Raw genomic sequence first — 12,964 nt, 5'->3', positions numbered from 1 at the left:
TTCTTATTATACGCACAAAGATACTGAACACCTATGCGTTAAGCAACAAAAAACAATGTTGTTTTTATGTTATTAATTCTTTAGATAAAACAAATATTTTTTTCAGCATAATATATGAATGTAAACCCATGTATTCAAATTAGTAATCCTCACAAGATCGATTACTTGTGAGGATTAATTTTATTACTATTATAGTAAGATACTTTTAATTCCAACCACCACCTAAAGCGCGGTACATATTAACCACGGCATTCATTTGTGCTTTTTTGGTTTCAACAAGTTCAAATTTAGATTCTAAAGCATCGCGTTGTGTTAGCAATACTTCCATATAATCTGCTCTTGCCGATTTAAAAAGCGTGTTAGAAATATCAATAGAACGTGTAAGTGCATCAACCTTAAGCGATTTCAAATGATAGCTTTTCTCAAGATTGCTAATGTTTGAGAGTTGATTAGCAACCTCAAGATAAGCGTTCAACACGGTACGTTCATAATTATAAACTGCTTGTAATTGTTTTGCATTCGCATTAAAATACAATGCTTTTATTTCATTTCTATTGATCAATGGTCCTGCAATATCACCTACAACCGAGTAAAATAAAGATTCAGGTGTTTTTGTTATATACGACAAATTAAATGCCTCTAAACCAATTCCTGCCGAAATGCCTAAAGATGGAAAAAACCTAGCTTTTGCAACTTTTACGTCCAACTTGGAAGCTTCCAATTCCATTTCCGCCTGCCTAACATCGGGTCGGTTTTCCAATAATTGCGACGGAACACCTACCGATAAACTTTCTGGAACTAAATTGTAAAAAGACGCTGAGCTTCTTAAAATGGGCTGCGGAAATCTTCCTACTAAAAAATTAATTTTATTTTCGGTCTCCGTAATTTGCTGTTTAATATCGTATTGAAGACTTTGTGTATGTAACACCTCAGCTTCAAAACGTTGTACAGCCAACTCGGTAACACGTGCTGCTTGCTTTTGAAGATTCACTATTTTTAAAGCATTACTTTGAATATCTATATTTTCTTCTACAATAGATAGCTGATTATCAATAGTTAGCAACTCATAATATGAATTTGCTATTTCAGCAATTAAGTTGGTAACCAAAAAATTTTGGCCTTCAACAGAAGCGATGTAACGCTGATACGTTGCTTTTTTAGCATTTCGAAGTTTTTTCCAAACATCCAATTCCCATCTTGCTTGTAGTCCTAAATTGTAGCTAGGCAAAGGCTCTGGAAATTCTCTTCCTGGTTCAATTTCGGTATTGGCATCATTGGCTCCTTGACTGGTAAATCTACCAACTTTTTCGGTTTCAGCACCCGCTTGAAAATCTACAAAAGGCAAATATTCCCCCTTTTTGGCTTTTACTTCGTTTCTGGCAATTTCCACTTCCTGAAGCGTAATTTTCAATTCTTGATTATTTTTTAAAGCCGTTTCTATCAATTCATTTAAATACGGATCGGTAAAATAATCTTTCCATTTTACGGATGCTGTATTTGTAGTATCTATAGACTGCGTATCAAATTGATTGGGAACTTCCTTATTTTCTTGAACCACCTGAATAGCTGGCACACAAGAATAAAATATGGCTATGATAATGACACCAACCAACCATAATTTTTTGTTGGGAAGCACCTGGTTTTTTATATTATTCATTTTCAGTTCTTTTTAATAGTTTTTTAAGAAGCTTATTAATTTTCTTCAATTTACTTTCACTTTCGCTCATACGCATCAATTCTTCTGACATTGGTTCGTGATGTTCATTTTTAATTAAATCGCGTCCATCGGAAATAGTTGCAAAAAAGTAATATAAACCAGGGATGATAATGACACCTGCAAGCGTACCAATAAGCATTCCCCCTAGTGCTGAACCTCCAATAGTTCTGTTACCAATGGCACCAGCACCCGTTGCCACCACCAACGGAATTAAACCTGTAATAAAAGCAAAGGACGTCATTAAAATGGGGCGGAATCGCATTTTAGCACCTTCAATGGATGCTTCCAATATTGTTGCCCCTGCACGGTGTTTCTGGACTGCAAATTCTACAATTAACACCGCATTTTTACCTAAAAGCCCCACCAACATAATCATACCAATTTGGGCATACACATCGTTTGCAAGCCCCATAAACTGTAGCAATATAAACGACCCGAAAATACCCACGGGCAACGATAATATAACCGCTAATGGCAGCATGAAACTTTCGTATTGTGCCGCAAGTACCAAGTACACAAAAATTAATACCACAATAAAAATGTATAAGGATTCATTACCTCTGGAGGCTTCATCATAGGACAAGCCTTCCCAAGCGATATCATAACCTAAGGGTAAATTTTCTTTAGCTACTTCTTTTATCGCATTAATAGCATCGCCACTGGTATAACCTGAAGCTGGCAACCCACAAATAGCAGCGGAATTATATAAATTGTAACGTGTAATTTCGTTAGGCCCCAATCTTTTTTCAACTTTCATAAATGCGGAATAAGGCACCATGTCACCCGCTTCATTTTTAACAAAAAGTTTTTCTAAATCCGATGGAAGTCTTCGATATTCCGGTGCTGCTTGGGTATATACTTTAAAGAACCTGTCGAACTTAATAAACCCCTGTTCATAGGTACTACCAATAAGAATGTTTAAGTTTTCCATAGCATTTCCAATAGAAACACCCTTTTGCATTGCCGCTTTATTATTTATAATCAACTCATATTGTGGATAGTTTGCAGCATAAAACGTAAACACACCTGTTAGTTCTTTACGCTTTTTTAATGCATCCAAGAAATGGTTGTTTATTTTCTCAAACTCATGATAATCGGTTGAATTGGTTTTATCTAACAAACGCATGGAGAATCCACCCGAAGATCCAAAACCGGGAACCGCTGGCGGCTCGAAATACTCTATAACAGCGCCCAAGTTTTTACTTTCTTCTTCCAATTCTTCCATGATTTCATGCACAGAATGTTTACGTTCGGACCATGGTTTTAGGTTGATAAGACAAGTACCTGCATTGGAACCGCGACCTTCGGTCATAATTTCATAACCCGCTAATGAGGACACAGACTCTACACCTTCAATTTCTTCACATAGCTTTTGAAGTTTGCGTGCCACATCGTTGGTACGTTCTAAAGTAGAACCTGGAGGTGTTTGAATGATGGCGTAAATCATCCCTTGATCTTCTCCCGGAATAAAACCTGCCGGTAACACTTGGTTTGAAAAGAATATACCAATACAGAACGCTATTAATATTCCGAAAGTGATGACTCTTCGGTTTACAATCAATTTTAAAAAGTCAACATAACGCCCTGTAAGTTTATCAAACTTGCGATTAAACCAATCTATAAACTTATCAATGGGTGTTTTCTTTTTGGGTTGCCCATGATTATTTTTAAGCAGAATAGCACATAAAACCGGAGTTAACGTAAGCGCTACAACTGCTGAAATTATAATAGACCCAGCCATGGTGATTGAAAACTGTCTGTAAAAAACACCCACAGGCCCAGTCATGAACGAAATTGGTATAAACACCGATACCATAACCAAAGTAATGGCAACAATAGCGCCACCCATTTCGGTTAAAACTGCTTGTGATGCTTTATAAGGAGACAGGTTTTCTTCGGACATTTTTACGTGAACCCCTTCTACAATTACAATGGCATTATCAACCACAATACCAATAGCCAATACCAATGCAAATAAAGTGATTAAGTTTACCGAAAGCCCGAACATTTGCATAATGAAGAACGACCCAATTAACGATACAGGCACCGCAATAATTGGGATAAGCGTAGAACGCCAATCGCCCAAAAATATAAATACCACAATGGCAACAAGTATAAAAGCGTCTCTTAACGTATGAAGCACCTGCTCGATGGACGCATTTAAAAAGTTTGATACGTCGTACCCAATTTTATAGTCCACATTTGGCGGTAATTCGGTTTTTAATTCTTCCAATTTCGCCTTTACTTCATTGATAACATCACTACCATTACTACCAAAGGTTTGTTTTAAAACGATGGATGCAGAAGGATGCCCATCTAAATTGGAATAAATATCGAAGAATTCGCTTCCTAATTCTACATCGGCTAGATCTTTCAGCCTTAAAATTTCTCCTTCTTCATTGGCTCTAATAATGATTTCTTTGTATTCATCTGGTTCATTATATCGGCCTTTATAAACCAAAACATACTCCAGCGATTGTGATTTTTTACCAGAACTCTGCCCCAATCTACCAGGTCGAGCAATAACGCTTTGTTCGTCCATCGCTTTTAGGACTTCTTCAGCCGACACATTATAAGCACGCATTCTATCTGGCTTTAACCAAACACGCATGGCGTACTTACGGCTTCCTAAAATTTGTGCACTGGCAATACCTTTAATACGCTGTATTTCGGGTACTATTTTGGTATATGCGTAGTTGTACAAGAATTTTTCGTCGTCATTTTTCGCCTTGCTATACAAGTTCACATACATAAGCATACTTGGTTGCACGGGTGTAATTACAACACCTTCACGCTGCACTAATTCTGGAAGGTTTGGCATTACTTGGTCTACACGCGTTTTCACCCTAACCACCGCTTGGTTGGGGTCTGTACCAGGTTCAAAAATAATACGTAAGGTTCCTTCACCCGCACTGGTAGCATCGGAAGCGATGTAACGCATGCCTTCCACACCATTAATGGCGGTTTCCAAAGGAATAAGCGTTGATTTCACCAACACATCGGCACTTGCGCCCGGGTAGGCTATAAATATATTTACCGTGGTTGGTGATATTTCGGGAAATTGAGAAATGGGCAATTGCTTCAAGGCCAGCAAACCCGTAAAAACAATGATTACCGATACGACGATAGCCAATACCGGTCTATGTATAAATTTACTAAACATTTTTTTAAGATTAAGGGTTTTTGATTACTCTGCGTACATATCTAAATGTTGCAATACCGATTCTGGTTTTTCAAACTTGGTTTGGATTTTTTCTCCGTTTTTAACCATTCGGATACCTTCCAATAACACTTTATCGGTTACAGACAACCCTTTTTCTATAATGAATAAATTAGGCAGTTCGCCTTTAATGGTAATTTCGCGTTGTTTAACAACGTTATCATTACCTATTACAAAAACGTATTTTTTATCTAAAATTTCGAAAGTGGCTTTTTGAGGAATGATGATAGCATCTTTATAAGGCACCTTCATAAGAATGCTTCCTGTTTCACCATGTCTTAAAATACCTTCTGGATTTGGGAAGGTAGCTCTAAAAGCAATATTTCCGGTTTCATTATTAAATTCACCTTCAATGGTTTCTACAATACCATCATGAAGAAATGGTTTGTTATTTGCCATTAACAGACTCACATTTTTGGAATCCTCTTTATTTTTACTGATGATATAATCTAAATATTCCGATTCGGGTACGTTAAAATACACCCACATTTTACTGTTATCAGACAATGTGGTAAGCAGTTCGCCCTCATCAAGCAAGCTGCCTTCGCGCGCTTCCAAATGGTCCATAATCCCATCAAAAGGTGCTCTAATATCAGTAAACCCTAAGTGAGTTTGTGCTAGAGCTACTTCTGCCCTGGCTTTTTCTAAGTTGGCTTGTGCCATACTTAATTCGTTTTTGGAAACCACATTACTATCGGATAATAGTTTTGTGTTTTGGTATTCTATGTTTGCAGCTTGTTCTTCTGCTTTGGATTTTTGTAATTCGGCTTGATAAATATTAGGCATAATGTTGAACATTTTTTGGCCTTTTTTTACAAACTGTCCTTCATCAACAAAAATTTCTTTTAGGTAGCCTTTTTCTAAAGCTCTAACTTCTATATGCCTAACAGCATGTATTTGGCATACATAATCTTTTGTAATGGTGGTGTCAAGTTTTATAGGATTGGTTATTAAAAACGCAACGTCTTTTTCTTTCTTTTCTTTTTTTGATTCACAACTTGTATATATAAACAAGGCACAAAGCCCCGTTATTAAAAGCATTTTACTTTTCATGATAATGATAAAATTTTATTTGTTTTTAGGTAAAGAAACAGGTTAAGCATCCCTTTTTGGCTAAAAGGATGGCATGTAACACGAGTAGTTTAAGGACTACACAAATAAAATTCTAAATTCGGAATACTTGGTATGTAATATACCGCTTGTTGGGAATGTAAAAATTAAAAGACTCGGTATTCGACTTGTCTTTTTTATAAATATGAAATGGCTGCTGTAAAGCAATTGAAAAGGGAATTACAGCTGTATTTGGCGCCGTTTTTTTAGAATGAAAATTTAAGCTTTCTTCAATTTCAACTTCGGTAATTTTGATTTCTAATAGACGTTCAATTGAAGTTGTAGCAATTTCTAAATCTTGCTTAACTGTATCGGCATTACTTTCTAATACCTGTACATATTTTTTTAGATAAGAAAATTGTGAAACATTACTTATGGAAATAGTGCGCGCAGAAACTAGCCCACTAAAGCATAGGAATACTAAAAAAAGAAAATGTTTAGATAATACCTTCTTCATAAAGGCGGTAAAATTATATTACTTGACTATTTCAACAAACCAATTCGTCATAAAAATTTGTTAAACAGTTACTTTTTGTTGTTAATTCATTTTTTACAGTTGAAAAAATCAATTTAAGCAATCTAACTTCTTTTATTTAATTAAAAATGAAACCCAAAGGACCCTGTGACACCAAACTTACGTGCATTAGGGTTTTGAACTTCATCTAAATAATTACCTCTAAAATTGAAGTCTATTCTAAATACTTTAAAAATATTACCAACACCAAAACTATATTCGTAATACATTTTTTCGTTTGGAGATTGATAAATTAATCCGGAAGCATTTAAATCTTTATTTTCTTGCGACACATCGCCCCAAACACCACGTATACCTACAATTTCACGAAGGTTCAATTTTCTTAAGAATGGAATTCTAGAGAAAAAGCGCCCATTGAAATTATGCTCTAATTGTAATGACGTATAGGTATCTGACACAAACTCGTAAAAATCTAACTGGGAAAATGTGTTGTAAATTGAGAAATACGATTGATTCCCTGGAATGGGACTTAATAAACCTAATGGGACTTCTCCAAAAGTTTTGCCTGCTTCAACAGTAGTTGTTAACCGACCAAAACCACCCACTAACCATGGCTGAATGTATGAAAACTGAACCTTGGTATAATCAAAATCGCTATTAAACAAACTTTTATCGCCACGACTTACTTGAGCAAAAATACTCGCATAATCATCATTCGCATTCAAACGTTCTACACCAAAACCCGTCATTTTTCGCTTTGGAAAATACGACACCGAAAAAGTAGATTCGTATTGCTTAATTTCAGATTCCACCCCTGTTGGCGTGTTATAATCTAAACTGAAAGTTGGTGAAGCCGATGATAGCGTTCTATAATTGGCGCCCATTCTAAAAATAAGATTTCTCCAAGGCTCCATTTCAATAGCTAAACTGGTTAAGTTTATGGAGGTTAATTTATCGTTTACTCCCGTTCCAACCACTGAAGATGATGCTAAACTTCTGCCTAAAACATCGGTACTGGTGGTTAAGCTTGCACCGGTTTGTTCAACATCGCGCCTGTTTCCTCCAGAAATAATAAATCGGTTCTTTTTATCAATTAACCATTTTCCTGAAATGCCATATTTAAATTTATCGTCATTAAAACCATAAGCTAAAAAACCCTCCAAACGCCACAGGTCGTTTTTACCAAAGTAAGTGCGCCCACCGGCTCGTAATCGTAAACCCTCTACTTCATTAAAACCAAAGGTTGAAAAAATAGGACCGTAATCTAATGGCAATTCATTAAACTCAATGTATCCTGATGCTAAAATGCTTCCTAAGTTATAAAGTCTTTTAAATTTTTTTACGGTTTTTAAGGTGTCCAACATTTTATAAACCCCTTTTTCATCTTTATTTAAAGCTTCTAAGCGGTTTTCAGCCCAAAAATTATCGTCTCGATCGTACACATCTTTGTCGTAATTATAAACTTCAGTGTCATAGAACTTCTTGTCTTTTTCAATATCGAATTTATAATTATCATATAAAGTGGTTCGTTTACCATAAATACCTCTAGACTTCTCCTTTTTGTTAAAGGCAAAATCACTCATCATATAATCGCGTTTCACAAGAAAAATAGAATCATTTAAAACTTCAAATTCCTGCTCAATGTAAATTTCTTTTACCCAGTTGATATTGGCACTTTTAGATGCCTGAAGATTAATTTCTTTTATGGCATAAGTGGTATCGGCTACCCAAAAATCACCTTTAAAAGTCAGCTCGTTTTTACGCCTTGGGTAATATATAATATTGTAGCACCATTTATTATCTATATATGCACTGTCTTTTAAAACATAATTATAAGTGTTTATTCCCGTTCTTGACAGCGGGCTCACAAAACTTTTATCAAAAAACTTTAGGTAATTATCGTAAATATCATAATCGGAGTATAAATCGCCAACAAAATCTATAATGATTTGATTATCACTAAATCCGGAATTTTTATTACCTTTTAAAACTTCCTTTTCTTTATTAATAACATTATCGCCATATACTGTTGAAACGGCTTCATTAATAAATATAGGCAAGTAGGTTTTTCCGGTAACTTTTGAGGTATCAACTTCATTAAAAACAAATTCCATACCTCTAAACAATTTGCTTTTTATAAGCGCACTATCGATGGTATTGATGTCAAATTCTACCTTTTCGTATTTATTGTATTCGAACTGCTTAAAATGTTTTAAGCCATTTTTTCGTTTATGCTCCCATATTTTACGAAGCAAATCAATGGCAGGATTATTCTTTTTAGATTGTTTCCCTGCCACAATGAACACCTGACTTAACTGCGCCGCTTCTTCCTTTAGAACAAATTTTAAATCGTAATTTACTTTTTTTGTTAAAGAAACATTTAAGGTTTCGTACCCTAAAAAAGAAATTATTAAATCGTTCCAAGTAGTAGAAGATTCTAGATAAAATTTCCCGTTTTCATCAGTAATGGTGCCTTGTGTGGAACCTTTGAATAAAACATTGGCAAATGAAATGGGTTGATTATTTTCATCAAACACATAACCACTAACTTTGGTTTGAGCGAATGTGGAAATAATTCCGAAGAAGAATAAAGCGAGTAGTAGTTTTATGTTCATAATATAAAAAAACTTCATTAACAGGGGTGTTAATGAAGTTTATATAACGTAAAAATTGTTAATTTATTTGTATAATACTTTTTTCACGGCTTTAACAACCTCATCGCTGTTTGGCAACCATTCTTCAAGTAAAACTGGCGAATATGCTGCTGGTGTATCCCCGGTATTTATTCTTACTATAGGAGCATCCAAATAATCGAATGCTTCAGCTTGTACGATATATGTTATTTCTGTTGAAACGTTTCCAAAAGGCCATGCTTCTTCCAAAATTACCAATCGGTTGGTCTTCTTAACCGACTTTAAAATAGCTTCTTTATCTAGAGGACGCACGGTACGTAAATCTATAATTTCACATGAAATGCCTTCTTTTTCAAGCTCTTCTGCTGCTTTGTAAGCCTCTTTAATAATTTTCCCAAAAGATACAATGGTAACATCTGTTCCTTCTCTTTTAACATCAGCCACCCCTATTGGAATAATATACTCTCCTTCTGGCACTTCGCCTTTATCCCCATACATTTGCTCACTTTCCATAAAAATAACTGGGTCATCATCACGAATTGCAGCTTTTAACAATCCTTTTGCATCGTATGGATTGGATGGCACAATAACTTTTAAACCTGGCGTGTTGGCAAACCAACTTTCAAAAGCTTGTGAGTGTGTTGCACCTAATTGTCCTGCAGAGGCTGTTGGCCCACGAAAAACAATAGGACATTTAAACTGCCCACCAGACATTTGTCTGATTTTTGCAGCATTATTTATAATTTGGTCAATACCAACTAGAGAAAAGTTGAAAGTCATGTACTCTACAATAGGTCTGTTTCCCGTCATAGTAGACCCTACGGCTATACCCGCAAAACCAAGCTCTGCGATTGGCGTGTCGATAACACGTTTTGGTCCAAATTCATCTAACATTCCTTTTGATGCTTTGTAAGCACCATTATACTCTGCTACTTCTTCACCCATTAAGTAAACGCTTTCATCTCTGCGCATTTCTTCGCTCATTGCTTCGCAAATAGCCTCTCTAAATTGAATTGTCTTCATTTAATATATTTTAACACGAGTTGCAAAAATAACAATAAAAGACTTACCTTTTTAAAAGATTTATTTAAAATTTATTATGCGTGCATAGTAAATATTCAGAATAAAATAATTAACTTCGTAACCTGTTAAAAAAGTAAACAGTTTTCAGTGGTAGTAAGCAGTATTATTTTTTAAAATATCGACTTTCTTCCCAAATTTTAATAATATTCAAAATAATAAAATAAAAATAAAAAAAATGAAGATATTAGTATGTATAAGTCATGTTCCAGACACCACATCTAAAATTAATTTTACTGAAGGTGATACGAAATTTGACACCACAGGGGTACAATTTGTAATTAACCCAAACGATGAATTTGGTTTAACCCGAGCCATGTGGTTTAAGGAAAAACAAGGCGCTAACGTTACTGTAATTAATGTTGGCGGTGCAGAAACCGAACCTACTTTACGCAAAGCTTTGGCTATAGGCGCTGATGCTGCCATACGTGTAAACACAGCAGCTACCGATGGTTTTTCAGTGGCTAAACAATTAGCGCATGTTGCTAAAGATGGCGGTTACGATTTGGTAATTGCAGGTCGTGAATCCATCGATTATAACGGCGGTATGGTACCTGGTATGATTGCAGGATTAATAAACGCAAACTTTGTAAACAACTGCATTAATTTGGAAGTTGACGGAAACAAAGCAACGGCAATTAGAGAAATTGACGGCGGAAAAGAAACAGTATCTACCTCTTTGCCTTTGGTAATTGGCGGACAAAAAGGTTTGGTAGAAGAAAGCGATTTACGCATTCCAAACATGCGTGGGATCATGATGGCGCGCCAAAAACCTTTAACCGTTTTAGATCCTGTTGACGCAAATAACGAAACATCTTCTGTTAAGTTTGAAAAACCAGCTCCAAAAGGCGCTGTAAAATTAGTATCACCCGATAATTTAGATGAGTTGGTTAGCCTACTTCATAACGAAGCAAAGGTTATTTAATTTGTCATTCCTGCGAAAGCTGGAATCCGCGTTGAATAAGAAAGTAATAATAAGATCCTGAAACAAGTTCAGGATGACAAAAGAAAAAATTATGTCAGTTTTAGTATATACAGAATCAGAACAAGGAAAATTTAAAAAAATAGCTTTTGAAGTGGCTTCATATGCCAAAGCTGTTGCCGACCAATTGGGCACTACAGTTACAGCCATTACAATAAACGCTAACGATGTTTCAGAACTAGGCAACTACGGCGTTGATAAAGTTTTAAAAGTTTCAAACCCACAATTAGACGCTTTTAATGCTAAAGGTTATACCGAAGCCATTCAACAAGCCGCAGAAAAAGAAGGCACAAAAGTAGTCGTTTTAAGTTCTAGCGCTAACAGTAAATATGTAGCACCACTTTTAGCGGTAGGTTTAAATGCTGGTTACGCTTCAAACGTTATTGAAGCACCTTCAAGCACATCACCTTTTACCGTAAAACGTCCTGCTTTCACTAATAAAGCTTTTGAAACATTAACCATAAACACAGATGTTAAAATTGTGGGCGTTTCAAATAACTCGTTTGGATTGGTTGAAAAAAGTGGTAGCGCTTCCGCGGAAGATTTTTCGCCTACAATTTCAGATTTAGGTGTAAAAGTAGAATCGGTTGATAAAGCATCCAACAAAGTAAGTATTGCTGATGCAGAAATAGTAGTATCTGGAGGTCGCGGATTAAAAGGTCCAGAAAACTGGGGTATGATTGAAGAATTAGCCTCTGTACTAGGCGCTGCAACCGCATGTTCCAAACCAGTTTCAGATTTAGGTTGGAGACCTCACGGTGAACACGTGGGGCAAACAGGAAAACCCGTTGCTGCCAATTTATATATTGCCATAGGCATTTCGGGCGCTATCCAACACTTAGCTGGTATTAATGCATCCAAAGTAAAAGTTGTAATAAACTCTGACCCAGAAGCACCTTTCTTTAAAGCTGCCGATTACGGCGTTGTAGGTGATGCTTTTACGGTAGTACCAGAACTTATTGAAAAATTAAAAGCCTTTAAAGCGCAGCAATAAATTATTTTTTTATAACTTGTATTGTTTAAAGAACTGCTTAAATTAGCATTATATTTTTAAATCTGCCTTTGCAGTTGGTAAAGTCCTAATTTAAACAGTTCTTTGCGTTTTTATAAATTTATGAGTTTAGTTAGATTAAATATAAAAGGAATATCCTATAGCCAAACCCAAAACGGCGCTTACGCATTGATTTTAAACGAAGTAGATGGCGACCGAAAATTACCTATAGTTATTGGTGCTTTTGAAGCTCAATCCATTGCTATTGCTTTAGAAAAAGAAATTCGACCTCCAAGACCTTTAACACACGATTTATTTAAAAATTTTGCCGACCGTTTTGATATTGTTGTTAAACAAGTTATCATCCATAAATTGGTAGACGGCGTTTTTTATTCTAGCTTAATTTGCGAACGCGATAAAATTGAAGAAATCATAGATGCCAGAACCAGTGATGCTATTGCTTTGGCACTGCGCTTTGATGCGCCTATTTTTACTTATAAAAACATTCTGGATAAAGCAGGTATTTATTTAAAGGTGAATCCTAAAAAAGAAGAGGAAGAAGACGATGCTCAGGACAGTGTTTTAATGGACGAGTTAATTGCCAATGAACTGGAACCAAATGCACCACGCGAAAGCTTTAAAGGAAAAACACTACAGGAATTACACGCATTACTAGACGAAGCCGTTGCTAATGAAGATTATGAAAAAGCAGCACATATTCGCGACGAAATTTCAAAAAGAGAATAACGCATCTAT

At 35.6% G+C, this 12,964-nt stretch carries 9 protein-coding genes; 3 read left to right on the top strand and 6 right to left on the bottom strand.

The window, feature by feature from the left end:
* Positions 1-205 precede the first annotated feature (205 nt).
* From J8H85_RS04150 to J8H85_RS04125, 6 genes are all read right to left on the bottom strand, one after another.
* Positions 206-1,657, bottom strand: a complete 1,452-nt coding sequence (locus tag J8H85_RS04150) for a TolC family protein (protein ID WP_209652952.1) — start codon at positions 1,655-1,657, stop codon at positions 206-208.
* Positions 1,650-4,880 carry an efflux RND transporter permease subunit gene (locus J8H85_RS04145; protein ID WP_209652950.1) on the bottom strand — a complete coding sequence of 1,077 codons (3,231 nt, stop codon included), beginning with the start codon at positions 4,878-4,880 and terminating at the stop codon, positions 1,650-1,652. Before J8H85_RS04145 ends, J8H85_RS04150 begins: the two co-directional genes overlap by 8 nt.
* A gap of 24 nt (positions 4,881-4,904) precedes the next feature.
* Positions 4,905-5,990, bottom strand: coding sequence for an efflux RND transporter periplasmic adaptor subunit (locus J8H85_RS04140; RefSeq protein ID WP_209652948.1), 1,086 nt, complete (start codon positions 5,988-5,990; stop codon positions 4,905-4,907).
* A gap of 112 nt (positions 5,991-6,102) precedes the next feature.
* Positions 6,103-6,504: a hypothetical protein gene (locus J8H85_RS04135; RefSeq protein WP_209652947.1), complete on the bottom strand. Its 402-nt coding sequence runs from the start codon at positions 6,502-6,504 to the stop codon at positions 6,103-6,105.
* Between the two features lie 140 nt (positions 6,505-6,644).
* Positions 6,645-9,155 (bottom strand): DUF5686 and carboxypeptidase-like regulatory domain-containing protein, encoded by a 2,511-nt coding sequence (locus J8H85_RS04130; RefSeq protein WP_379937357.1) that lies wholly within the window; start codon positions 9,153-9,155, stop codon positions 6,645-6,647.
* A gap of 45 nt (positions 9,156-9,200) precedes the next feature.
* Entirely contained in the window at positions 9,201-10,178 is a 978-nt protein-coding gene (locus tag J8H85_RS04125; protein WP_209652945.1) for a pyruvate dehydrogenase complex E1 component subunit beta, read from the bottom strand.
* A gap of 235 nt (positions 10,179-10,413) precedes the next feature.
* Between J8H85_RS04125 and J8H85_RS04120 the strand changes: the two genes are divergently transcribed.
* The 3 genes from J8H85_RS04120 to J8H85_RS04110 all read left to right on the top strand — a co-directional run bounded on the left by J8H85_RS04120 (position 10,414) and on the right by J8H85_RS04110 (position 12,955).
* Positions 10,414-11,160: an electron transfer flavoprotein subunit beta/FixA family protein gene (locus J8H85_RS04120; RefSeq protein ID WP_209652943.1), complete on the top strand. Its 747-nt coding sequence runs from the start codon at positions 10,414-10,416 to the stop codon at positions 11,158-11,160.
* 91 nt (positions 11,161-11,251) lie between these two features.
* The gene (locus J8H85_RS04115) at positions 11,252-12,211 is read left to right on the top strand and encodes an electron transfer flavoprotein subunit alpha/FixB family protein (protein ID WP_209652942.1); all 960 of its coding nucleotides are present in this window, start codon (positions 11,252-11,254) and stop codon (positions 12,209-12,211) included.
* A 120-nt stretch (positions 12,212-12,331) separates the two neighbouring features.
* The gene (locus J8H85_RS04110) at positions 12,332-12,955 is read left to right on the top strand and encodes a bifunctional nuclease family protein (RefSeq protein ID WP_209652940.1); all 624 of its coding nucleotides are present in this window, start codon (positions 12,332-12,334) and stop codon (positions 12,953-12,955) included.
* The last annotated feature ends 9 nt before the right edge of the window (positions 12,956-12,964 follow it).

Source organism: Mariniflexile gromovii, assembly GCF_017814435.1.
In the GTDB taxonomy this organism is placed as follows: domain Bacteria; phylum Bacteroidota; class Bacteroidia; order Flavobacteriales; family Flavobacteriaceae; genus Mariniflexile; species Mariniflexile gromovii.
This window is presented reverse-complemented; position numbering and strand designations above follow the sequence as displayed.

Excerpts from the sequence above, each read along its gene's own strand:
- J8H85_RS04115 (WP_209652942.1), top strand. The coding sequence starts at position 11,252 with ATGTCAGTTTTAGTATATACAGAATCAGAACAAGGAAAATTTAAAAAA.
- J8H85_RS04120 (WP_209652943.1), top strand. The coding sequence starts at position 10,414 with ATGAAGATATTAGTATGTATAAGTCATGTTCCAGACACCACATCTAAA.
- J8H85_RS04110 (WP_209652940.1), top strand. The coding sequence starts at position 12,332 with ATGAGTTTAGTTAGATTAAATATAAAAGGAATATCCTATAGCCAAACC.
- J8H85_RS04150 (WP_209652952.1), bottom strand. The coding sequence starts at position 1,657 with ATGAATAATATAAAAAACCAGGTGCTTCCCAACAAAAAATTATGGTTG.
- J8H85_RS04130 (WP_379937357.1), bottom strand. The coding sequence starts at position 9,155 with ATGAAGTTTTTTTATATTATGAACATAAAACTACTACTCGCTTTATTC.
- J8H85_RS04145 (WP_209652950.1), bottom strand. The coding sequence starts at position 4,880 with ATGTTTAGTAAATTTATACATAGACCGGTATTGGCTATCGTCGTATCG.
- J8H85_RS04125 (WP_209652945.1), bottom strand. The coding sequence starts at position 10,178 with ATGAAGACAATTCAATTTAGAGAGGCTATTTGCGAAGCAATGAGCGAA.
- J8H85_RS04140 (WP_209652948.1), bottom strand. The coding sequence starts at position 5,990 with ATGAAAAGTAAAATGCTTTTAATAACGGGGCTTTGTGCCTTGTTTATA.
- J8H85_RS04135 (WP_209652947.1), bottom strand. The coding sequence starts at position 6,504 with ATGAAGAAGGTATTATCTAAACATTTTCTTTTTTTAGTATTCCTATGC.